Source organism: Pseudomonas sp. DSV-1 (genome assembly GCF_035830915.1).
Classification (GTDB): Bacteria; Pseudomonadota; Gammaproteobacteria; order Pseudomonadales; family Pseudomonadaceae; genus Aquipseudomonas.
In genome coordinates this window covers 2,206,133-2,227,435 of the sequence record NZ_JAYMYG010000001.1, presented here as the reverse complement: position 1 = coordinate 2,227,435, position 21,303 = coordinate 2,206,133, and the positions used below count along the sequence as shown (strand labels likewise).

Sequence of the window (21,303 nt, the reverse complement as noted above, 5' to 3'; positions counted from 1 at the left end):
GGATGTTTTTGTAGTTATTCCGCGATTTTCAAATCCGGCATGCCCACCCGGAACCCCCGGGTGACGCCCAGCAGACACAGGAGCCCCAGGCCCATCCAGCACAGACCAATGAGGAACGACATGCTCGAAAGGCTCGTCCACAACCAGAGGGTGCTGAGGAACCCCAGCCCCGGCAACACGGCGTACATCAGGTAGTTGCGGCGTCCGCGCAGCTTCTGATCAATCAGGTAATGCTTGATCACTGCCAGATTCACCGCCGAGAACGCGAACAGCGCGCCAAAGCTGATCATGTTGGCGACGGTATCCAGGGTGATGAACAGGGCAATCAGCGAGAACAGACTGACCAGGATGATCGCGTTGGCAGGCACCCGTTTTTTCGAGACCAGCCTGCCGAGTACGCGGGGCAATGCTCCGTCCCGTCCCATTGCAAACAGCACACGGGAGACACTGGCCTGGGACACCATTGCCGAGGCGAAACAGCCCGCCACATAGGTCGCGGTAAACGCAGTCACCAACAGTTCGCCACCGACGCGACGCATGACGTCCACCGACGCCGAATCCGGGTCGGCGAAGCTGTTCCATTCCGGAAAAACCATTTGGGCACAATACGAAACCACCAGAAACAGCAGCCCTCCGACCAACGACACCACCATGATGGCGAGCGGGATCGTACGCTTGGGGTCAGGGGTTTCTTCGGCCATGGTCGACACCGCATCGAAACCCAGAAATGACAGACACAGCACGGCTGCCCCCGTCATGATCAACGGCACGCTGAAGCCTTCATGGTGGAAGGGTTCGAGCAGCGAAAGCGGTTCGGAACGCCCGCTCAGGGTGTTCACTGACAACGCCACGAACACCACGATGAAGACCAGTTGGGCAACGATCAGTATCCAGTTGACCCGAGTGATGGACTCGATACCCACCAGGTTGAGTACCGTCACCAGGGCAATGGAGCCGAGCACCCACACCGCGGTCGGAACTGCGGGAAAGTACTCGGACATGTAGATGCCGATCAGCAAATAGCTGAGCAACGGCAGGAAGATGTAGTCCAGCAATAACGTCCAGCCGGCAAGAAAGCCGAAATAGGCACCAAATGCCTTGCGCGTATAGGTGTAGACCGATCCTGAATAGGGGTGTGCCTGAACCATGCGTCCATAGCTGTAGGCGGTCAGCAGCATGGCCGCGAGCGTCAACAGGTAGGCGGTAGGCAGGTGCCCCTTGGTCATCTGAGTGACCAGGCCGTAGGTGGTAAACACCGCCAGCGGGACCATGTAGGCCAGGCCGAAAAGAACCAGTCCGACAAGGCCCAGTGGTTGTCGAAACCTGCGGGCCGACGTTGCGCTGGAGGGGGAATGATGGGAGGGAGTATCGGCCACGTTTGTTATTGTATTCATTGCTGACTCCTGGAAATTGGAATGCAGGGCGCCGCGGCATTCGATGAAATCGATACCGTTAGTGAATCATTCGTTGAAAGTGGTGATGTGCACGCAGGGCGATGTAACGATGTCGCCCACCACCCCGGACGCGGGGTGGTGGGCCGATCACTTCACAGTTTTCCCGCGATCCGTGCGGTGCGGTCTACTGCAATGCGGGTCTTCTCGACCAGCTCGTCCAGCTCGCCTCGGGTTGCTACCAGGGCGGGTGCCATGATCATGCGGCCCAATGTCGAGCGAATGATGACGCCCTCTTCAAAACCAAAGGTGCGGCACTGCCAGGCCAGGTCGTTTTCATTGTCGAAGCGTTTGCGCGTGCTCTTGTCCTCGGCGAACTGCAAGGCCGCGAGCAAGCCCGTGCCCTGGATCTCGCCGATCATCGGGTGATGGGCGAACACTTCGCGCAGGATCTGTTGCAGGTATGGCCCGGTGTCGTCCTTCACCGTGCGTACGATGCCTTCATCACGCAGCGCCTTGAGGTTGGCCAGCGCCACCGCTGCCGCGACCGGGTGCCCGGAGTAGGTCAGGCCGTGGGCGAAGACCCCGCCCTGCTCCACCAGCGCATCGGCAATGCGCTTGCTCAGCACCAGGCCGCCCATCGGTATGTAACCGGAGGTCAGGCCCTTGGCGATCGACAGGGTGTCTGGCTCAAAACCGAAGTACTCGTGAGCGAACCACTCGCCGGTGCGACCAAACCCACCAATCACCTCATCGGCGCAGAGCAGTACATCGTACTGGCGACAGATGCGTTGAATCTCGGGCCAGTAGCTTTCTGGAGGGAAAATCATCCCGCCCGCGCCCTGGAACGGTTCCGCGATAAAGCCCGCTACGTTTTCGGCGCCCAGTTCGAGGATCTTTTCTTCCAGTTGCAGGGCACAGCGACGACCGAACTCAGCCGGCGTCAACTCGCCGCCCTGGGCGTACCAATACGGCTCATCGATATGGGCGACGTCGGGAATCATGCCCCCCATTTCGTGCATGAACTTCATGCCGCCCAGCGCAGAAGCCGCGAGGGTGGAACCGTGGTAGCCATTCCAGCGGCCGATCATGATTTTTTTCTGCGGCTTGCCGACCACTTGCCAGTAGCGGCGCACGGTACGGATCAATACCTCGTTGGCTTCGGAGCCGGAGTTGGTGTAGATCACGTGACTGTAGTGACCCGGCAGCAGGCTGAACAGCAACTCGGACAGTTCGATCACCGCCGGATGGGTGGTGTGAAAGAACATGTTGTAGTACGACAACTGGTCCATCTGCGCGGCGGCAGCGGCGGTCAAGTCCTTGCGACCATAGCCGAGCTGGGTGCACCACAGCCCCGACATGCCGTCCAGGTAGCGCTTGCCTTCGCTGTCCCATAGATACAGGCCCTTGCCCCGCACCATCACTCGCGGGCCTTCGGCATTCAGGGCTTTTTGATCCACAAAGGCGTGGATGTGGTGGGCCGCGTCAGCCTGCTGGTAATCCTCAGTCTGGCGCTTCAACTCGAATGGTAAATTCATGGTTTTCTCTTTTTGTTGGGAGTCACACAAGGGCAAGCGCACCGCTCAGCGGTTCTTGCTCATGTAGCTTTCAAGGGGGTCTTTGCTGAGCACCCCCTGGGCTTCTGCCAGGGAATCGATAAACAGGGAAAACAGTTCCGATTGCGTACCGATATCCAGCTTGCTGTAGATGTTCTTGCGGTGGGACTTGATGGTGTCTTCCGTGACCCCAAGGCGTTCGGCCAGAGAACGTGTGGAGTGGCCGCGCAAGATCAGCTGGGCAATCCGGCATTCGCGCTCGGTCAGCAGCGACGAACCGAAGTTGTTCAGGGCCGAATGGATTCGCTGTTCCAGCAGGTTTTCGAAGCGCGATCCCCGGGCATCCAGACCGACGAAATGCTTGCCCAGCACCGCCAGTACCCAGGGCGCTATCCGCTTGAACTGCTGAGTGGTGGTTGCGTCCAGTTTTTGCGTAAACGCCAGTGACACCGACAGACTCAGCCCGGCACTGGACTGCAGGATGTAGTTCAACTCATCTTCCAGATGGGAGTGACGGTAAAACGACTGGAAGTATTCGCCGAGTTCGAAGTGATCGGGGGCAACATCATCAAGGTTGTAACACCCTGAACTGACGCCTTCGATGCAGGCCCCGTAGAACGGGTCCAGCAAATAGAACCCGGAGAGGTACTGGCGTACATTGCCTTGTGGCAACCAGGGGCCTTCCAGTTCGAACAACGCACTGGGCATGCCCCCGTGGGGGTACAGGTACAACGTTGTCGCCTGAATGGGCCAGATACATCCCAGGGCTTCGAACAACGTAGCGGTGAAGCCCGACTGCCCGATGCTCTCGGTCACTCTGGCCATCTGTTCGAACCATTGCGCAGATGAAAGCCGGTCGTTTTCCACTTCAAAGACTCGCCGAAAGTACGGTTGAGTACGACACCACGTCACTGGCGCCAAGGATTGGAGTGATACTCCCACACCCTGAAAATCATCGAAATCACCCGTTAGGGTGAGGAGCCTGGCCACCCCGGCATGGCCACTTCCAAGGCGTCAGCCCGTCTGGCACAAGGGTCCTGAGCACCGTGTACATACCCTTTTTCGCGTTGATACAGGGGCAATATTGAGTAATCAGGGCGAGAACTTCTGCATTCAATTTTTATGCTCACTTCCCAGCTTAATAATATTTTATTTAAAACTGCCCTCCCCCTAGCCTTGAAGTCATGCACGAACTGAATCCAACTGCATTACGCAAGGACAGAGACATGACGGTAGCGATAACAAAAATAGACACCCTGGTGGTGGGAGCCGGTCAGGCTGGCGTGGCCATGAGTGAGCACCTGAGCAAGCAAGGCGTGCCGCACCTGGTACTGGAGCGCAGTCGTATTGCCGAACGCTGGCGCACCGGGCGCTGGGATTCGCTGGTGGCCAACGGACCTGCCTGGCATGACCGGTTTCCGGGCATGGCATTCGATGACGTCGCCGACGATGGCTTTGCGCCAAAAGAGCGGGTGGCGGATTACTTTGAAGCCTATGCACGCAAGTTCAATGCGCCGATCCGTACCGGCGTGGACGTACTGTCTGTAACCCGCAATATCGGACGCCCGGGCTTTACCGTGCACACCAGCGAAGGCGTGATCGAAGCCAACCGCGTGGTGGCGGCGACCGGGCCATTCCAGAAACCGGTGATTCCGGCGATTGCACCTCAAGACACCGCGTTGCATCAGATTCACTCCGCCGACTATCGCAACCCTTCGCAGCTGCCGGCTGGGGCCGTTCTGGTGGTGGGCGCGGGTTCTTCCGGCGTGCAGATCGCCGATGAATTGCAACGCTCCGGTCGCCAGGTGTACCTGTCCGTCGGTGCCCACGACCGCCCGCCCCGCGCCTATCGCAACCGCGATTTCTGCTGGTGGCTGGGTGTGCTGGGCGAGTGGGATCAGGCGGCGATGAAGCCTGGCCGCGAGCACGTGACCATTGCGGTAAGCGGCGCCCAGGGTGGCAAAACCATTGATTTTCGCGAGTTGGCCCAGCAAGGCATGACGCTGGTTGGCCTGACCCAATCGTTCAATGGCAGCGTCGCCCGTTTCCAGCCCAACCTGCTGGAAAACCTGGCCCGCGGTGATGAGAACTACCTGGCCCTGCTGGATGCGGCCGATGCCTATGTAGAGCGCAACGGCCTGGACTTGCCTGCGGAACCGCAAGCCCGTCGCGTGTTTGCTGATGCGCCGTGCATCAAGAACCCGATCCTGGAACTGGACCTGGCCACGGCGGGTATCACGTCGATCATCTGGGCCACCGGGTTTGCCGTGGACTACAGCTGGTTGAAGGTCGATGCGTTCGACGCCACCGGCAAGCCCCAGCACCAGCGCGGCGTATCGAGCGAGTCCGGGATCTACTTCCTTGGCTTGCCGTGGCAGTCGCGTCGAGGTTCATCGTTTATCTGGGGCGTCTGGCACGACGCCAAGCACGTGGCCGACCACATCGCCACCCAGCGCAAATACCTCGACTACCGCCAAGCCCCTGCCGTGGCTCGCCAACCGACTGTCAGTGCCTGATCACTTTTTTCGGAGTTTATTTGATGCCTACTCACACTCGCATCCGCATGTTCAACACCAAGGAAACCTACCCTAACCAAACCCTGGACAACGACCTGTGCCAGGCTGTGCGCGCCGGCAACACCGTGTATGTGCGCGGTCAGGTGGGCACCGATTTCGAAGGCAGGCTCGTTGGCCTGGGAGACCCAAGGGCCCAGACCGAGCAAGCCATGCGCAACGTCAAGCAACTGCTCGAAGAAGCGGGCAGCGACCTGAGCCATATCGTCAAGACCACCACCTACCTGATCGACCCGCGCTACCGCGAGCCGGTTTACCAGGAAGTCGGCAAATGGCTCAAGGGGGTGTTTCCGATCTCCACCGGACTGGTGGTGTCGGCTCTCGGGCAGCCCCAGTGGCTGATGGAAATCGATGTGATCGCGGTTATCCCGGAGTAAGGAGGCTACCCATGACGTTTTCAATCGTTGGCCGTTGCGCGGACACCGGCCAGTTGGGCATCGCCATCAGCTCATCGAGTATTGCCGTGGGTGCCCGCTGCCCCTGGTTGCGCCCCGGTGTTGGCGCGGTTTCAACCCAGAACATCACCCTGCCGGCCCTGGGCCCGGACGTGCTGGACTTGCTGGAACGGGGCCTCGCCCCGGCCGCAGCGCTGGACAAGGCGCTTACGAGCAATGGCTACAGCCAGTACCGGCAACTGACGGCGATTGATCACCTGGGCCGCACCGTGCATTTCAGCGGCAGCGAGACCCTGGGTACCCACAATGGGGTCGCGGGCGAACAATGCGTGGCGGCGGGCAACATGCTGGCCGACCGCGCAGTGATCGAGGCCATGGTCCTGGCGTTCGAGCAAGGAGAAGGCCAACTGGCGGACCGGCTGCTGGCTGCCATGCATGCCGCCATCGACGCTGGCGGCGAGGCCGGCCCGGTGCATTCCGCCGCGCTGGTGGTGGTGGGCGAACTGACCTGGCCGATCATCAACCTGCGGGTGGACTGGGCCGATGAGCGCCCGATCACTGAACTGCAGAAACTCTGGGACGCTTATCGCCCGCAAGTGCAGGACTACATCGACCGCGCCATCGCTCCCGACCGTTCCCCCGGCTACGGCGTGGCCGGAGATGATCGATGAGTAGCAGCCGCGATCTGCTGCACAAGCTGGTGGGGTTTGACACCACCAGCCGCGAGTCCAACTTGCAACTGATCGACTTTGTGCGCGATTACCTGGCCGGGTTCGGTGTGGCCAGTGAGTTGGTCTACAACGATGAACGCAGCAAGGCCAACCTGTTCGCCAGTATTGGCCCGCAAGGACTGGCGGGTATTGTGCTGTCGGGACACACCGACGTGGTGCCGGTGGATGGCCAGCCATGGACGGTGCCACCGTTTGAGCTGACTGAGCGCGACGGCAAGCTGTTTGGCCGGGGCACGGCGGATATGAAGGGTTACATCGCTTGTGTGCTGGCGTTGGTCCCGGCGCTGATTCAGGCTCCGTTGCGCATGCCGGTGCATATCGCCCTGTCGTACGACGAAGAAGTCGGCTGCCTGGGCGTGCGCTCGTTGCTCAAGGTACTGGAGCAGCGGCCTGTGAAGCCGATGCTGTGCATTATCGGCGAACCAACGCAGCTCAAGCCGGTACTCGGCCATAAAGGCAAGCTCGCCATGCGCTGTGATGTGCAGGGCGAGGCGTGTCATTCGGCCTATGCGCCCTATGGCGTGAATGCCATCGAGCATGCCGCCGCGTTGATTGGCGAGTTGGGGCGTATAGGACACCAATTACAGGAGACACAGGACCCCCGTTTTGATCCGCCGTTCAGCACCGTGCAAACCGGGGTGATTACCGGGGGCAAAGCGCTGAACATCGTGCCTGCCGATTGCCGGTTTGATTTCGAGATTCGCGCATTGCCGTCCCAGGACCCGAGTGAGGTGGCGTCGCAGTTGAAGGCGTACGCCGAGCAACAGGTGTTACCACGCATGCAGGCCGTCAGCGCGCAGAGTGCGATCCGCTTTACCGAGTTGTCCGCGTACCCGGGCCTGGTGACTGATGAGCGCAGCCAGGCGGCTGAGTTGATTGCAGCGTTCAGCGGCTCGCGGGAATTCGGCACCGTCGCGTTTGGCACCGAAGGGGGGCTGTTCGATGCCGTGGGCATTCCCACGGTGGTCTGCGGGCCCGGCAGCATGGACCAGGGGCACAAGCCGGATGAGTTTGTGAGTGTGGCTCAGTTGGCGGGATGTGATGCCATGCTGCTGCGGATGCTGCACTCGATCCGCACCTGATACCCCAAACGATGCCCATCAACTGTGGGAGCCTGGCAAGCCCGGCTCCCACAGTTCTAGCCAAGTAACTGCGCCAGTTCTTCACGGCAGTAGTCGACAAACAGCTGCACCGGTTTGGTCAATGGTGCACGACGCAGCCACACAGCCGACAAGCCTGAACCCGTGACCGTTTCAGCCAGCGGCACACACACGACTTTCTGGCCGTCATAGGTGTACTCGGTGAACGGTTTGGTCACCAGTATCGAAAAGCCGAACCCCCTGCCCACCATCCCCCGAACCATCTCGATCGACGGCGAACTGAACACGATATTCGGCGTCAACCCGCGCTCTTCGAATATGCTCACGAAATAGGTCCGGCTGGGCAGCACATCCAGCAGAATCATCGGCTCCAGGACCAGGTCCGCCAGGGACACTCTGGCTTGCTGTGCAAAGCGGTGATCGGCCGGTAACAGGGCGTATGGCTGCTGCGGCGGCATCAGTGGCGCAGTCTCGATGGCGGTTCCCAGGTCGTGTTCAAACAGCATCGCCACATCAATAGTGCCTGCGGTGAGCGCCTGTACCAGCTCCTGCTGCTCACCGTCGCGAATGCGGATCTCCACCCCGGGCCAACGCGCCTTGAAGCCGGCGATCAAACGCGGCAAGTACAGCGGTGCGACGGTTTCAAAGCAGCCGATATCGATCTGCCCCGCCACCACGTCATTGTCGGCCAGGGCGTTTTGTTCGAACTCATGTGCCACTCGCAACAACTCCAGCGCCTTGCGGTAAAACCGTGCGCCACTGGGTGTCAGTGACACGCCCTGGGCGTGATGACGGATAAACAGCTGCACACCAAAACTGTCTTCCAGTTGCTTGATCGCGGTCGAGACGGATGGTTGTGCGATGTAAAGCTTGCGCGACGCTTCGGCGACGCTGCCGCAGTCGGCCGTGGTCACAAAATATCTGAGTTGGCGCAGGTTGTAGGCAGCCATCGGAACCTCGGGAAACGTGGGATTTCGCCCCAAACCAGTGCAAGAAAAAGCTGTTTTATTCAGCGTTCACGGAGCATGCAACATACCGGAGCAAAAAAGCCCGGGAGATACTTTTTTTAATGTCTATAGCAACAAACTTACTAATTTACCTCCCTGCCCTCATTACAGATGATCACTCCAACAACAAAGCGCCGCCCTGTCGGCGCACTGCGAAGTACGTCCACGTACTCACCTGCCTTGGAGTTCGTCATGGTCACCACTGCAACAGCCAACGCCCCGCTCATCGAGAAACACACGATTGGATACGTGCCCCCCGAAGATCGCCATGGAAAGGTAAGAGATCTGTTCACCCTGTGGTTCGGCGGCAACATCGCGCCGTTGCCGATCGTCACCGGAGCACTGGGTGTGCAACTGTTCAACCTTAATCTGATGTGGGGCATCGTCGCCATCCTCATCGGTCACCTGGTCGGCGGCGTGCTGATGGCGCTGCACTCGGCCCAGGGCCCGCAAATGGGCATCCCGCAAATGATCCAGAGCCGTGCCCAGTTCGGCTCCCTCGGCGCGTTGCTGGTGGTGGTGATCGCGGGTGTCATGTACATCGGTTTCTTTGCTTCCAACATCGTGCTGGCGGGCAAATCCCTGCACGGCGTGGTCGATTCGGTGCCCGTGCCGGTCGGCATCGTGATCGGCGCCATCGGTTCCGGAATTATCGGCATCATCGGCTACCGCTTTATCCACGTGCTCAACCGCATTGGCACCTGGGTACTGGGCGCCGGGATCGTGCTCGGTTTCGGCTACATCTTCACCCACATACAGACCACCGACTTTCTGACCCGCGGCGGGTTCAACATTGCAGGCGTGCTGGCGACCATTTCCCTGGCTGCCCTGTGGCAGATCGCCTTTGCCCCCTACGTGTCTGACTACTCCCGCTACCTGCCGGCTGACGTCCCCGTTGCGTCCACATTCTGGACCACTTACCTGGGTTCGGTCCTGGGCTCCAGTCTGTCCTTCATCTTTGGCGCCGTTGCCGTCCTCGCCACCCCGGCAGGGATGGACACCATGGAAGCGGTCAAACTCGCCACGGGCTCCATCGGCCCCCTGATGCTGGTGCTCTTTTTGCTCAGCGTGATCAGCCACAACGCCCTCAACCTGTACGGCGCGGTACTGTCGATCATCACCCTGGTGCAGACCTTTGCGTATCGCTGGATTCCAACGGCCAAAAGCCGTGCGGTGATCTCCATCATCGTACTGGCCACGTGTGCAACTGCAGCCGTGTTCGCCTCCAAGGACTTTATCGGGCACTTCGTCGATATGGTGCTGGTGTTGCTGGTGGTATTGGTGCCGTGGACAGCGATCAACCTGATCGACTTCTACGCGATCCATAAGGGCAAGTACGACATTGCGTCGATCTTTCGCGTGGATGGCGGGATTTACGGGCGCTACAACCCCCAGGCATTGCTGGCGTATGCGGTCGGTATTGTGGTGCAGATTCCGTTCATGAACACGCCGCTGTATGTGGGTCCGATTTCAGAACACATCAACGGAGCGGACTTGTCCTGGATCGTCGGGCTGGTGGTGACTTCGCCGTTGTATTTCTGGCTGGCGAATCGTGACAGTGCCTACAAACGCAGGATGAACGAGGGCGCATTGGTCGCCAGTGTCTGATCGGCTACCCAGGCTGTTTATCTTGAGCTGAAGACTCTGCAACTCCCGCCCCACAGGCAGCGCCAGATACTGAAAGTCTCGTCACTAGACGACTTGCGGGTCTGGCGTTGCGCATTTGGCAATACCCAGACACCCTGGCCCTCCAACCGCTGAAAAGCCTGAGCATATTGCGTGATGACTTGAGAGAGATGCCGTAAAGAAATCATCGTTGGGCGCCTGGACAAGCTCCCTGATGAAAATCCAGAAACGAAAAAAGGACCCGAAGGTCCTTTGTTCTGCTCTATCGAACTGCACTGAATTCGTAAAGCCATGTTTGGAGCGGGAAACGAGACTCGAACTCGCGACCCCGACCTTGGCAAGGTCGTGCTCTACCAACTGAGCTATTCCCGCGTCTTGGTGCTGGGCATTCTATAGCAATAAAAGAATGCGTCAACCCATTGATTCAAAAAGTTTTATTTATTTTACCGAGGTCGTCTTCAGATGCGGCCAGGCGGCCCGCAAATACTGAAGCATCGACCACAAGGTCAACCCCGCCGCCACCAGCAACAGCCCGTAACCCACCAACACCCAGAAGCTGAAGTCCGATGGATTGGCCAGCAAGATGATCAGGGCCAGCATTTGCGCCGCAGTTTTCCACTTGCCCATGTTCGATACGGCAACCTGAGCCCGTGCTCCCAACTCTGCCATCCACTCGCGCAACGCGGAAATGACAATTTCACGGCCAATAATCACGGCCGCAGGCAGGGTCAGCCACACGTTGTGGTGCTCTTGCACCAACAGGACCAACGCCACAGCAACCATCAACTTGTCGGCTACCGGATCCAGAAAGGCACCAAAAGGCGTGCTTTGCTCCAGTCGACGGGCCAAATAGCCGTCGAGCCAATCCGTCGCCGCCGCAAACGCGAAGACTGAGCTGGCGGCTACATAACTCCAGCTATACGGCATGTAAAACAACAGAATGAAGAAAGGAATGAGTAGAACGCGTAGTACGGTGATCAAATTAGGGATATTCATCGGCACAACTGGCTACGAGGTGAGGGGGCATTCTACTCGCTGTGCAGATTTGCATAAATCAACTCAGCGAGCTTTTTACTGATCCCGGGTGCTTTGGCGATCTCCTCGATGCTGGCACGAGATAGCTCCTGTAAGCCACCAAAATGTTTCAATAAATCTCGGCGGCGAGTCGGCCCCACCCCTGCAATGCCTTCCAGGGTTGAGGTTCGACGGGTTTTACCCCGTCGCGCCCGATGTCCGGTAATGGCAAAACGGTGGGCCTCGTCACGGATTTGCTGGATCAAATGCAAGGCCGGCGAGTCACCCTTTAACGTGAATTCATGGGCAGCATCGTTCAGATAGAGGGTTTCGAAGCCCGCCTTGCGTGTTGCCCCCTTGGCCACGCCAAGCAGGATCAAGTCTGGCACGGCCAGTTCATTGAGCACATCACGGGCCATTGAGAGCTGACCCTTGCCACCATCGACCAGCAGGATGTCGGGCAACTTGCCCTCCCCCTCTTTAAGCCGGCTGAAACGGCGCATCAGCGCCTGGTGCATGGCAGCATAGTCATCGCCCGGGGTGACGCCTTCAATGTTGAAGCGCCGGTAATCCGACTTGATCGGACCTTCGGGGCCGAACACCACGCAGGATGCAACGGTCGCTTCACCGCTGGAGTGACTGATGTCGTAGCACTCCAGACGCTGTGGGATTTCGTCGAGTTTCAATACTTTGGCCAGGGCCTCAAAGCGTGCCGCAACATGCAGACGGTTTGTCAGGCGGGCAACCAGCGCCTGCTCGGCATTGGTGACCGCCAGTTGCTGCCATCGCGCCCGCGTGCCACGCACCCTGTAGCTGATGGCCAGCTCTCGGCCCCGCAGCTCTTCGATGGCGTCGATGATTGCGCCGAAACTCTCGTGCTCCACGTTTACAATCAGCTCGCTCGGCAAGTCGCGCTCAGGGCTGCTGATGTAGTACTGACCGAGAAAGGCCGCCATGACTTCGGCCACCTCCTCCTCGATACCGACCTGTGGAAAGAAGTTCTTGCTGCCCAATACCCGCCCGCCGCGCACATTGATCAAATGCACACAGGCGCCGCCGGGGTTTACGAAAGCGGCAATCACATCCACATCGCCGGTCCCGCCTTCCATGCTTTGCTGGTCCTGAACCCTGCGCAAGAGCGAAATCTGGTCACGTACCTCAGCGGCACGCTCAAAATCAAGGGTGCTGGCGGCTTGCTCCATTGCACTGTTGAGCTCGTCGGTCAGCGCGCTGCTGCGCCCCTCAAGGAACATGATCGAGTGGCGAACATCCTCGGCATACTCCTGCGGCTCAACCAACCCGACACAAGGCGCTTTGCAGCGCTTGATCTGATACTGCAAACAAGGCCGCGTTCTGTTTTTGAAGTAGCTGTCATCGCACTGACGCACCAGAAAGGTCTTTTGCAAGATGCTCAGGCTCTCGCGAATAGCGCCCGCACTGGGGTAAGGCCCGAAGTACTTGCCTTTTAGCTTCTTGGCACCGCGATGAATGCTCAGGCGCGGGAATTCACCATCTGACAGAAACACATAGGGATAGGACTTATCGTCGCGCAACAGAATGTTGTACGGCGGGCGCCATTCCTTGATAAGCGTCTGCTCAAGCAGCAACGCCTCGGTTTCATTGGCGGTAATGGTGGTTTCTATTTGCGCGATACGTGCCACGAGGGCAGCTGTTTTAGGCGCCAGACCGGTTTTGCGAAAGTAGCTGGCCAGACGCTTTTTCAGGTTCTTGGCCTTACCCACGTAAAGCAGCCGTGCATCGCCGTCAAACATGCGATACACGCCAGGACGACCGCTGCAGGTCGAAAGAAACGCACTTGCGTCAAACACGTCAGTCATCGTTAACCAGCATCGACCATGCCGTGACGAACAGCCAGCAAGGCCAGTTCAACATCGCTTTTGACCGAGAGCTTCTCGTAAATGCGGTAGCGGTAGGTATTGACCGTCTTGGGCGACAGGCAAAGTTTGTCTGAAATGACCTGGACCTTCTGACAGCCCACAATCATCAGCGCGATCTGAATTTCGCGCTCGGACAGGGCATCAAACGGAGAGTCACTTGCAGGCTGAAAGGATTTGAGTGCCAATTGCTGTGCGACTTGCGGGCTGATGTAGCGCTGACCGGCGAATACCAGCCTGATTGCCTGGACCATCTCGGCCAGACCAGCGCCCTTGGTCATGTAGCCTGCGGCGCCTGCCTGCAGCAAGCGCGTCGGAAAAGGGTCTTCTTCACACACCGTCACGGCGACAACCTTGATGTCGGGGTGGCTGCGCATCATCTTGCGGGTAGCTTCCAGGCCACCAATGCCGGGCATTTTGACATCCATCAAAACCACATCAGGCTTCAGCTCGCGGGCCTTGAGAAGGGACTCCTCACCGGACTCGGCCTGACCGACCACTTGCAAGCCTTCGATATCGGCCAGCATTCGTGTGATCCCTGTACGCACAAGATCGTGGTCATCGACCACTAGAACCCGAATCAAGTCGATACCTCGCAAATTGGTCTTGGTTGATTGTGGACACCTTAGCAAAAACTAATCCACCAACCTACCGACTTGCGTCAACTATCCACGCCAAAGCGTTAAATCCTTGTAAATATTCAGCTCTTGACGGTCTCAATATCTTCAGGATCACGAAGTTCCTTTGCCGGGTGAGCGACAGACAGCTCGGCCAAGGTTGTGGTCAAGCGGCGGATGGCGTCCTGATCTTCCTTTTGCAAGACCCGGTAACTGGTCAGGACTTTTTCTTCTATATGACTGAGGTTGTCGACTAATGTCGGGGTTGGGCTGCCGGTCAATACAAACAGCACATCCACCCCACGCCCTGCAACCCGCGACAAGTAGTCCGCTTTGGGCGCGCGATCACCACTCTCATATTTGCCTTGGGCGTTCGCCTCGACACCACCAATTTCGCCAAAAGCTTTCTGCGACAAACCCAGCCGCTCTCTCTCTTGACGCAAGCGCAAACCAATTCCACTCATTTGGATGTAGGATCCCATTTTAAACACCCGCAAGGATGGTATAATCCATAAATATTAAACAAAATTGAACGGTTTTGAACTATGACCGGAATTCGTACTGCCGCACAAGCCAGGGCATGGCTGGAATACCAGGGAAAATCCGTTCAAGAGTTCGCTCGGGAACATGGCGTCGACCCGGCCACCACTTATCAAGTGCTCGCCGGGCGCAAAAAGGGGAAGCGTGGTGAAGCCCACAAGGTAGCGGTTCTTCTGGGCATGAAAGACGGCATCATTGCCTCTCAGACCACACATTCAGTTGAGGCAGAAGGGGATGAGTTCGCTTGAGTATGCACCTATTCGGGCGTGACTCCCGATTTAGTATTCAGGCACGCCCTCCCCCTCAACAGCACGCACGGCGAGCGGCGGCGCAAAGCCCGAAACAGGGCCCTCACGTGTTCGTGACCGGCTCGAATAAACATCTCGCCTGCCCCTGACTCTCATGGCAATAGTCTGAATTGTTAATCCACATAGTATTTTTTGATTGAATACGCCCGTTCGCCTCAAGTAAGCTGCGAACCATCAATCGGAGACCACCCATGTTGCATCACGCCCCCACAGACATTTGTAAGACCGCACGCGACGAGCGTCTGGCTGAATCTGTGTGCGCGAACAACATGCACTCCACCGCACGATTTTATTTTGGGTATTGGTTTAGCCACTGGCGCGCCTGATACCCACACGGCGCCCACTACTTAGGGGTCGCCTACCAGAGAATTCTCACCCCCGGTCGGCTTCCCGACCGGGGGTTTTGTTTTTCTGGCCCCTGACATTTTATTGAATTGAGGATTTACCCCATGAACTACGCCACTTATTACCGCTTCGACCTTTGCACTGCATGGCGATTTATCAGCCGCCGTTCGGGACAGCCTGCCGCCTCCGAACGGACCCACATTGGTGGCACGCAAGCACTCATGGCCAGTCTGGCCAATTGTCGAACACCCCAGTAGGGCTGAGCGCGCGGGAGAACCCGCCGCCTGCCCAGGAAGCACACACCATGAACGCATCCGTATCCGCTCTGCCAGCCGTACACACTGCAACTACCCAGATTTCGACCCGTCGCCTGCCCAGCGCAGCGCAACTCAAACAGCAACTGCCCCTGAGCATCAAGCTTCGCGAGCAGATCAGCAGCCAGCGCCAGGCCATTCGCGCCATCCTCAACGGTGAAGACTCCCGTTTACTGGTGGTTGTCGGCCCCTGCTCCATCCACGACCCCCTCGCCGCACTCGAATACGCCAGCAATCTCGCAGCCTTGGCCCATGAAGTGAGCGACGACATGCTACTGGTCATGCGTGCCTACATCGAAAAACCGCGCACCACTGTGGGCTGGAAAGGCCTGGCCTACGATCCGCACCTGGATGGCAGCGATGACATGGCTCACGGCCTGACCCTGTCACGGGAACTGATGCTCGAAATCCTGCGCATGGGCCTTCCGGTCGCCACCGAACTGTTGCAGCCCATCGCTGCAGGCTACTTCGACGACCTGCTGGGCTGGGTGGCCATTGGCGCCCGCACCACCGAATCGCAAATTCACCGCGAAATGGCCAGCGGCCTTGATCTGCCGGTAGGCTTCAAAAACGGCACTGACGGCGGTGTGGCAATCGCCTGCGATGCCATGCGCTCTGCCGCGCACAGTCACCGTCATTTCGGGGTCGATAGCCAGGGCCATCCGGCAATCGTCGAGACGCCCGGCAACCCCGACACCCATCTGGTACTGCGCGGTGGCCACAGCGGCCCGAACTACGACCGCGCCAGTGTGGCCAAGGCTCGCGCCGGGCTGGAAAAAAGCGCCATCCCGGCCCGCATGATGATCGACTGCAGCCACGCCAACAGCGGCAAAGACCCGTTGCGCCAGCCGGATGTGTTCAATGATGTGCTCGAACAGCGCCTGGCAGGTGATCACTCCCTGATTGGCATGATGCTCGAAAGCCATCTGTTCGAAGGCTGCCAGCCCCTGAGTGCGAACATGCGCTACGGGGTTTCCGTGACCGATGGCTGCCTGGGGTGGGATGCCACCGAGCACTTGCTGCGCAACGCCGCCCAACAGCTGCAAACACAGCGCCGCGTCGCCCGGGTCATCGCCTGACAAGCCTGCTCGGCAAACCTCTGCGCAGCCCGGGAATATGCCCACGGCTGCGCGAAGTCGATATCGACTAAGGTGTTTTTTACGGTTAACAACACCAAGGAAAACACCCCATGGATGACTCAGCCAATACCCACTACCCGATTCTGCTGGTACACGGACTGTTCGGCTTCGGCCGGATAGGCCCCTTCAACTACTTCAAAGGCATCAAGGACGCGCTCGCTGAATCAGGCGCCAGGGTTTTCGTGCCGATCATTTCGGCCGCCAACAACAACGAAACACGGGGCGAACAACTGCTTGAGCATATACGCAGGGTGTGCACCCAGACCGGCGCACAGCGGGTCAACCTGATCGGCCACAGCCAGGGCGCCCTGACCGCCCGCTATGCAGCTGCCACCGCGCCACATCTTGTCGCCTCCGTGACCTCGGTCAGCGGCCCGAATCATGGCTCGGAAGCAGCAGACCGCATGCGTCAGGCCTTTGTCCCGGGCACACTGCCCGAAACCATCGCCGGCGCCCTGACCACAGCGTTCTCCACATTCCTGTCAGCGATAACCGGCCACTCGCAACTGCCGCAACATTCACTTGAGGCGCTCAACGCCCTGACCACCGAAGGAGTTACTGCCTTTAACCTTAAATACCCCCAAGGCTTGCCTGAAACCTGGGGCGGCATGGGGGCCGAGCACGTAAACGATGTGTCCTATTACTCTTGGAGCGGCATTATCAAGGGCTCGCGATTGTCGGAATCGTTGAACCTGCTCGACCCCTTGCACAACGCCTGCCGTGTGTTCGGCAGTTTTTTTACCCGTGAGACCAAGGAAAATGACGGAATGGTCGGACGATTCAGCTCCCATCTGGGCCATGTGATCCGCTCGGACTACCCCCTTGATCACCTCGACACCATTAATCATCTGGCCCCCATGAGCAAAAAAACCGTCAACCCGCTCACGCTTTATGTCGAACACGCCAAGCTTTTGAAAAACAAAGGGTTATAAAAATAGTCCAGTCGCAGTACGCCAAGCATTGATCCGCCAGTCAGCAAAAACGCAAAACAGAACTTTTGCCGAGAAAAACCCCACTGAATCCGGTAGGCTCGGCACTTTCTTGAAAGGAGTACTCCCTCATGGCTAAAGCCACTGCCCGTCACATCCTTGTTGCCACCGAAGACAAGTGCAACGAACTGAAAGCCCAAATCGAAGGCGGCGCTGATTTCGCCGAAGTGGCGAAAGCCAACTCTTCTTGCCCTTCCAGCCGTCAGGGCGGCGACCTGGGTTCTTTCGGTCCAGGCCAGATGGTTAAAGAATTCGACACCGTCGTCTTCAGCGCGCCAATCAACGTGGTGCAAGGCCCGGTCAAGACCCAGTTCGGCTACCACCTGCTGGAAGTCACCAGCCGCCAGGACTAATCCTCCCCGCGCAGCGTGAAGACGGCCCGCCTATTGGTGGGCCGTTTCGTATCCGCAACTGCAAACCACGTGCTACGTTTCCTCATTCACGAACCCGTCGTTCTGAGGAATTGATCATGAGCCTTAAGGGTAAAACTGCACTGGTTACCGGTTCCACCAGCGGCATCGGCCTTGGTATCGCACTGAGCCTGGCCAAGGCTGGAGCCGACCTGATACTCAACGGTTTTGGCGATGCCAGCAAAGTCATTGCAGACATCCAGCAACTGGGCGTCAAAGTGGGTCACCATCCTGCAGATGTCAGCGACCCGGCGCAGATCGCCGACATGATCAGTTATGCCGAACGCGAGTTCGGTGGTATCGACATTCTGGTCAACAACGCAGGCATCCAGCATGTGGCCAGCGTCGAGGAGTTCCCGGTAGAGCGCTGGGATTCAATCATCGCGATCAACCTGTCCAGTGTGTTTCACAGCACTCGCCTGACCTTGCCCGGCATGCGCAAGCGCGGCTGGGGGCGCATCGTCAATATCGCCTCGGTTCATGGCCTGGTGGGGTCGGTCGGCAAAGCCGCCTATGTGGCCGCCAAACATGGCGTGATCGGCCTGACTAAAGTCGTTGGCCTGGAAACCGCCACCAGCAATATCACCTGCAATGCCATCTGCCCGGGCTGGGTGCTCACACCACTGGTGCAAAAACAGATTGATCAGCGCATCAGCCAGGGCATTGACCCCTATCAGGCGCAGCACGATCTGCTGGCCGAGAAACAACCCTCCCTGGAGTTCGTGACCCCGCCCCAACTGGGCGAACTGGTGCTGTTTTTATGCAGCGAGGCTGGCAGCCAGGTGCGCGGTGCCGCCTGGAATGTGGACGGCGGTTGGCTGGCGCAATAAGTGGGCGGATCGCTGCCTGTCTGACATGCAAAAATGCACACCAGCCCTGCACTTATCAGGGTTGTAATGGGCAAATTTGCACTGTTAGCATCCGTTATCGTTCGCCCGTGAACACCACTAAAAATAATATAAAGCAGGGAGTTAGTGATGACTGCTCAGGTTTCCTCCTCACCGACACCGGAAATCGCTCCAATTGACGACACGATTCTGGCCGAGGTCCGCAACCACATTGGTCACCTGACCCTCAACCGCCCCAGCGGTCTCAATGCCATCAACCTGGAGATGGTGCGCAGCCTTCAACAGCATCTCGATGCCTGGGCCGCAGACCCTCAGGTAAAAGCCATTGTGCTGCGTGGCGCTGGCGAAAAAGCCTTTTGCGCTGGCGGGGATATCCGCTCGCTCTACGACAGCTATCAAAACAACGACACCCTGCACACGGTGTTCTTCGAAGAAGAATACGCCCTCGACCTGACCCTGCACCACTACCCCAAACCCGTGATTGCCTTGATGGACGGTTTTGTCCTCGGCGGCGGCATGGGACTGGTGCAAGGCGCGGATCTGCGCCTGGTCACCGAGCGCAGCAAGCTGGCGATGCCTGAAGTGGCAATCGGTTATTTCCCTGACGTTGGCGGCAGCTACTTTCTGACCCGCACACCGGGCCAGCTTGGTACTTACCTGGGGGTTAGCGGCGTGCAAATCCGCGCCAGTGACGCACTGTATTGCGGGCTGGCTGACGGCTATCTGGAGAGCAGCAAACTGCCTGAACTGGATAGAAGCCTCGATACCCTCGAATGGCGAGGCACCCCCATTGATGATCTGACAGCACTGATCGGAACGTTCGCAGTGACCGTGTTGCCCGAGCCGCCGCTGGCCAGGCTTCGCCCCCTGATAGACAGCGTTTTCGCCCAAGCCGATATACCGCGAATCGTCGCTCATCTGCGCGCTGTCACGGCGCCGGAAACCCGCGACTGGGCTAATGAAACCGCCGACCTTCTGCAAACCCGCTCCCCGTTGGCAATGGCCGTCACCCTCGAAATGCTGCGCCGGGGCCGTGAGCTGACTCTCGAACAGTGTTTTGCCCTGGAACTGCACCTTGACCGTCAATGGTTCGATCGCGGCGACCTGATGGAGGGCGTGCGCGCACTGATCATCGACAAGGACAAAAACCCGCGCTGGAACCCGCCTGCCCTGGACGCTCTGGACCCTGTGCATGTCGCCAGCTTTTTCACCTCATTCGACGCGACGGAAGCCTGAGCCATGCAAGATATCGAACTGAGCGAAGAACAAGTGATGATCCGCGACATGGCCCGCGACTTTGCCCGCCGTGAAATCGCCCCCCATGCCCAGGCCTGGGAAAAGGCCGGCTGGATCGACGATGCACTGGTGGCCAAGCTCGGCGAACTGGGCCTGCTGGGCATGGTGGTTCCGGAAGAATGGGGCGGCACCTATGTCGACTACGTTGCCTACGCCCTGGCTGTGGAAGAAATATCGGCCGGTGATGGCGCAACCGGCGCGCTGATGAGTATCCATAACTCGGTCGGCTGCGGACCCATCCTCAAATACGGCAGCGAGGCGCAAAAACAAACCTGGCTGGCGGAGCTTGCCAGTGGCCAGACCATCGCCTGCTTCTGCCTGACCGAGCCACAGGCGGGCTCTGAAGCCCACAACCTGCGCACACGGGCGGAACTGCGCGACGGCCAGTGGGTGATCAACGGCGCCAAACAGTTTGTCAGCAATGGCAAGCGCGCCAAGCTGGCCATCGTGTTTGCCGTCACCGATCCAAACCTTGGCAAAAAAGGCATTTCGGCGTTTTTGGTGCCTACCGCGACCCCGGGTTTCATCGTCGACCGTACCGAACACAAAATGGGCATTCGCGCCTCGGATACCTGCGCCGTTACCCTGAACAATTGCACCGTGCCTGAAGCCAACATGCTCGGCGAACGCGGCAAGGGGCTGGCCATCGCCCTGTCCAACCTCGAAGGCGGACGCATCGGTATTGGCGCCCAGGCACTGGGCATCGCCCGTGCCGCCTTCGAAGCGGCACTGGGCTATTCCCGTGACCGGGTGCAATTTGACAAGGCGATCATCGAACACCAAAGCATCGCCAACATGCTGGCTGACATGCAAACCCGGATCAATGCAGCGCGACTGCTGATCCTGCATGCGGCGCGCCTGCGCAGCGCGGGCAAGCCCTGCCTGTCAGAAGCCTCCCAGGCTAAACTGTTTGCTTCGGAAATGGCCGAGTATGTCTGCTCCAAAGCCATCCAGATCCATGGCGGCTATGGCTATCTTGAAGACTATCCGGTTGAGCGTTACTACCGAGATGCACGCATCACCCAGATCTATGAGGGATCGAGCGAGATTCAGCGAATGGTTATTGCGCGGGAATTGAAGAATTATCTGATCTAGACACCTGCAGGCAGGCTCCCACCAAAAAACAGAGAGCCTGTGGGAGCGCGCTTGCTCGCGATGGCAGCGACCCGGCATGACTGACATACCCGGTTGCCTTAATCGCGAGCAAGC

20 protein-coding genes and 1 tRNA gene are annotated in these 21,303 nt (G+C 58.7%); 12 read left to right on the top strand and 9 right to left on the bottom strand.

The window, feature by feature from the left end; genetic code table 11:
* Positions 1 to 14: 14 nt before the first annotated feature.
* From VSQ83_RS10555 to VSQ83_RS10545, 3 genes are all read right to left on the bottom strand, one after another.
* On the bottom strand, positions 15 to 1,394 hold the full coding sequence (locus VSQ83_RS10555; RefSeq protein ID WP_219263122.1) for an APC family permease: 1,380 nt from the start codon (positions 1,392 to 1,394) through the stop codon (positions 15 to 17).
* A 152-nt stretch (positions 1,395 to 1,546) separates the two neighbouring features.
* A complete protein-coding gene (locus VSQ83_RS10550) occupies positions 1,547 to 2,929 on the bottom strand; it encodes an aspartate aminotransferase family protein (RefSeq protein WP_019826355.1) in 1,383 nt (460 codons plus the stop codon).
* A gap of 45 nt (positions 2,930 to 2,974) precedes the next feature.
* On the bottom strand, positions 2,975 to 3,772 hold the full coding sequence (locus VSQ83_RS10545) for a helix-turn-helix domain-containing protein (RefSeq protein ID WP_219263124.1): 798 nt from the start codon (positions 3,770 to 3,772) through the stop codon (positions 2,975 to 2,977).
* Between the two features lie 359 nt (positions 3,773 to 4,131).
* Between VSQ83_RS10545 and VSQ83_RS10540 the strand changes: the two genes are divergently transcribed.
* The 4 genes from VSQ83_RS10540 to argE are packed head-to-tail and all read left to right on the top strand — an operon-like array spanning position 4,132 to position 7,728.
* Complete coding sequence (locus VSQ83_RS10540; RefSeq protein WP_219263126.1) at positions 4,132 to 5,463, top strand: flavin-containing monooxygenase; 1,332 nt, start codon at positions 4,132 to 4,134, stop codon at positions 5,461 to 5,463.
* 23 nt (positions 5,464 to 5,486) lie between these two features.
* Complete coding sequence (locus VSQ83_RS10535; protein WP_133076929.1) at positions 5,487 to 5,897, top strand: RidA family protein; 411 nt, start codon at positions 5,487 to 5,489, stop codon at positions 5,895 to 5,897.
* A gap of 11 nt (positions 5,898 to 5,908) precedes the next feature.
* A complete protein-coding gene (locus tag VSQ83_RS10530) occupies positions 5,909 to 6,586 on the top strand; it encodes a DUF1028 domain-containing protein (protein ID WP_019826351.1) in 678 nt (225 codons plus the stop codon).
* The gene (argE, locus tag VSQ83_RS10525; protein WP_326426559.1) at positions 6,583 to 7,728 is read left to right on the top strand and encodes an acetylornithine deacetylase; all 1,146 of its coding nucleotides are present in this window, start codon (positions 6,583 to 6,585) and stop codon (positions 7,726 to 7,728) included. The genes VSQ83_RS10530 and argE overlap by 4 nt, the downstream gene beginning before the upstream one ends.
* A 56-nt stretch (positions 7,729 to 7,784) precedes the next feature.
* On the opposite strand, the gene VSQ83_RS10520 is transcribed toward argE, so the two are convergent.
* Positions 7,785 to 8,696 carry a LysR substrate-binding domain-containing protein gene (locus tag VSQ83_RS10520; protein ID WP_019826348.1) on the bottom strand — a complete coding sequence of 304 codons (912 nt, stop codon included), beginning with the start codon at positions 8,694 to 8,696 and terminating at the stop codon, positions 7,785 to 7,787.
* A gap of 249 nt (positions 8,697 to 8,945) precedes the next feature.
* On the opposite strand from VSQ83_RS10520, the gene VSQ83_RS10515 reads away from it, so the two are divergent.
* The gene (locus VSQ83_RS10515; RefSeq protein ID WP_326426557.1) at positions 8,946 to 10,361 is read left to right on the top strand and encodes a purine-cytosine permease family protein; all 1,416 of its coding nucleotides are present in this window, start codon (positions 8,946 to 8,948) and stop codon (positions 10,359 to 10,361) included.
* Positions 10,362 to 10,675: 314 nt separating this feature from the next.
* On the opposite strand, the gene VSQ83_RS10510 is transcribed toward VSQ83_RS10515, so the two are convergent.
* From VSQ83_RS10510 to VSQ83_RS10490, 5 genes are all read right to left on the bottom strand, one after another.
* Positions 10,676 to 10,751: transfer RNA gene (locus tag VSQ83_RS10510), tRNA-Gly, on the bottom strand.
* Between the two features lie 66 nt (positions 10,752 to 10,817).
* Positions 10,818 to 11,375: a CDP-diacylglycerol--glycerol-3-phosphate 3-phosphatidyltransferase gene (gene pgsA, locus VSQ83_RS10505; RefSeq protein ID WP_048361487.1), complete on the bottom strand. Its 558-nt coding sequence runs from the start codon at positions 11,373 to 11,375 to the stop codon at positions 10,818 to 10,820.
* A 32-nt stretch (positions 11,376 to 11,407) separates the two neighbouring features.
* The gene (gene uvrC, locus VSQ83_RS10500) at positions 11,408 to 13,231 is read right to left on the bottom strand and encodes an excinuclease ABC subunit UvrC (RefSeq protein WP_219263131.1); all 1,824 of its coding nucleotides are present in this window, start codon (positions 13,229 to 13,231) and stop codon (positions 11,408 to 11,410) included.
* A gap of 2 nt (positions 13,232 to 13,233) precedes the next feature.
* Entirely contained in the window at positions 13,234 to 13,872 is a 639-nt protein-coding gene (gene gacA / locus VSQ83_RS10495; protein WP_019826343.1) for a response regulator transcription factor GacA, read from the bottom strand.
* 116 nt (positions 13,873 to 13,988) lie between these two features.
* Positions 13,989 to 14,369 carry a helix-turn-helix domain-containing protein gene (locus tag VSQ83_RS10490; RefSeq protein WP_219263133.1) on the bottom strand — a complete coding sequence of 127 codons (381 nt, stop codon included), beginning with the start codon at positions 14,367 to 14,369 and terminating at the stop codon, positions 13,989 to 13,991.
* Positions 14,370 to 14,450: 81 nt separating this feature from the next.
* Between VSQ83_RS10490 and VSQ83_RS10485 the strand changes: the two genes are divergently transcribed.
* The 7 genes from VSQ83_RS10485 (at position 14,451) to VSQ83_RS10455 (ending at position 21,189) form a co-directional block, all read left to right on the top strand.
* Positions 14,451 to 14,693, top strand: coding sequence for a DNA-binding protein (locus tag VSQ83_RS10485; protein ID WP_219263135.1), 243 nt, complete (start codon positions 14,451 to 14,453; stop codon positions 14,691 to 14,693).
* Between the two features lie 709 nt (positions 14,694 to 15,402).
* Entirely contained in the window at positions 15,403 to 16,491 is a 1,089-nt protein-coding gene (locus VSQ83_RS10480) for a 3-deoxy-7-phosphoheptulonate synthase (protein ID WP_257623063.1), read from the top strand.
* Positions 16,492 to 16,601: 110 nt separating this feature from the next.
* A complete protein-coding gene (locus VSQ83_RS10475; protein ID WP_219263136.1) occupies positions 16,602 to 17,483 on the top strand; it encodes a triacylglycerol lipase in 882 nt (293 codons plus the stop codon).
* 128 nt (positions 17,484 to 17,611) lie between these two features.
* Positions 17,612 to 17,893, top strand: a complete 282-nt coding sequence (locus tag VSQ83_RS10470) for a peptidylprolyl isomerase (RefSeq protein ID WP_016781241.1) — start codon at positions 17,612 to 17,614, stop codon at positions 17,891 to 17,893.
* Between the two features lie 116 nt (positions 17,894 to 18,009).
* Entirely contained in the window at positions 18,010 to 18,780 is a 771-nt protein-coding gene (locus VSQ83_RS10465; protein WP_219263137.1) for a 3-hydroxybutyrate dehydrogenase, read from the top strand.
* 147 nt (positions 18,781 to 18,927) lie between these two features.
* On the top strand, positions 18,928 to 20,034 hold the full coding sequence (locus VSQ83_RS10460; RefSeq protein ID WP_219263138.1) for an enoyl-CoA hydratase/isomerase family protein: 1,107 nt from the start codon (positions 18,928 to 18,930) through the stop codon (positions 20,032 to 20,034).
* 3 nt (positions 20,035 to 20,037) lie between these two features.
* Positions 20,038 to 21,189 (top strand): acyl-CoA dehydrogenase family protein, encoded by a 1,152-nt coding sequence (locus VSQ83_RS10455; protein ID WP_133077454.1) that lies wholly within the window; start codon positions 20,038 to 20,040, stop codon positions 21,187 to 21,189.
* Positions 21,190 to 21,303 lie beyond the last annotated feature (114 nt).

What these genes read in the sequence shown, in the direction of transcription:
- argE (WP_326426559.1), top strand. Translation starts at nt 6,583, where the DNA reads ATGAGTAGCAGCCGCGATCTGCTGCACAAGCTGGTGGGGTTTGACACC.
- VSQ83_RS10455 (WP_133077454.1), top strand. Translation starts at nt 20,038, where the DNA reads ATGCAAGATATCGAACTGAGCGAAGAACAAGTGATGATCCGCGACATG.
- VSQ83_RS10460 (WP_219263138.1), top strand. Translation starts at nt 18,928, where the DNA reads ATGACTGCTCAGGTTTCCTCCTCACCGACACCGGAAATCGCTCCAATT.
- VSQ83_RS10555 (WP_219263122.1), bottom strand. Translation starts at nt 1,394, where the DNA reads ATGAATACAATAACAAACGTGGCCGATACTCCCTCCCATCATTCCCCC.
- VSQ83_RS10490 (WP_219263133.1), bottom strand. Translation starts at nt 14,369, where the DNA reads ATGAGTGGAATTGGTTTGCGCTTGCGTCAAGAGAGAGAGCGGCTGGGT.
- VSQ83_RS10470 (WP_016781241.1), top strand. Translation starts at nt 17,612, where the DNA reads ATGGCTAAAGCCACTGCCCGTCACATCCTTGTTGCCACCGAAGACAAG.
- VSQ83_RS10515 (WP_326426557.1), top strand. Translation starts at nt 8,946, where the DNA reads ATGGTCACCACTGCAACAGCCAACGCCCCGCTCATCGAGAAACACACG.
- uvrC (WP_219263131.1), bottom strand. Translation starts at nt 13,231, where the DNA reads ATGACTGACGTGTTTGACGCAAGTGCGTTTCTTTCGACCTGCAGCGGT.
- VSQ83_RS10550 (WP_019826355.1), bottom strand. Translation starts at nt 2,929, where the DNA reads ATGAATTTACCATTCGAGTTGAAGCGCCAGACTGAGGATTACCAGCAG.
- VSQ83_RS10530 (WP_019826351.1), top strand. Translation starts at nt 5,909, where the DNA reads ATGACGTTTTCAATCGTTGGCCGTTGCGCGGACACCGGCCAGTTGGGC.
- VSQ83_RS10545 (WP_219263124.1), bottom strand. Translation starts at nt 3,772, where the DNA reads ATGGCCAGAGTGACCGAGAGCATCGGGCAGTCGGGCTTCACCGCTACG.
- VSQ83_RS10480 (WP_257623063.1), top strand. Translation starts at nt 15,403, where the DNA reads ATGAACGCATCCGTATCCGCTCTGCCAGCCGTACACACTGCAACTACC.
- VSQ83_RS10485 (WP_219263135.1), top strand. Translation starts at nt 14,451, where the DNA reads ATGACCGGAATTCGTACTGCCGCACAAGCCAGGGCATGGCTGGAATAC.
- VSQ83_RS10520 (WP_019826348.1), bottom strand. Translation starts at nt 8,696, where the DNA reads ATGGCTGCCTACAACCTGCGCCAACTCAGATATTTTGTGACCACGGCC.
- pgsA (WP_048361487.1), bottom strand. Translation starts at nt 11,375, where the DNA reads ATGAATATCCCTAATTTGATCACCGTACTACGCGTTCTACTCATTCCT.
- VSQ83_RS10465 (WP_219263137.1), top strand. Translation starts at nt 18,010, where the DNA reads ATGAGCCTTAAGGGTAAAACTGCACTGGTTACCGGTTCCACCAGCGGC.
- VSQ83_RS10540 (WP_219263126.1), top strand. Translation starts at nt 4,132, where the DNA reads ATGCACGAACTGAATCCAACTGCATTACGCAAGGACAGAGACATGACG.
- VSQ83_RS10475 (WP_219263136.1), top strand. Translation starts at nt 16,602, where the DNA reads ATGGATGACTCAGCCAATACCCACTACCCGATTCTGCTGGTACACGGA.
- VSQ83_RS10535 (WP_133076929.1), top strand. Translation starts at nt 5,487, where the DNA reads ATGCCTACTCACACTCGCATCCGCATGTTCAACACCAAGGAAACCTAC.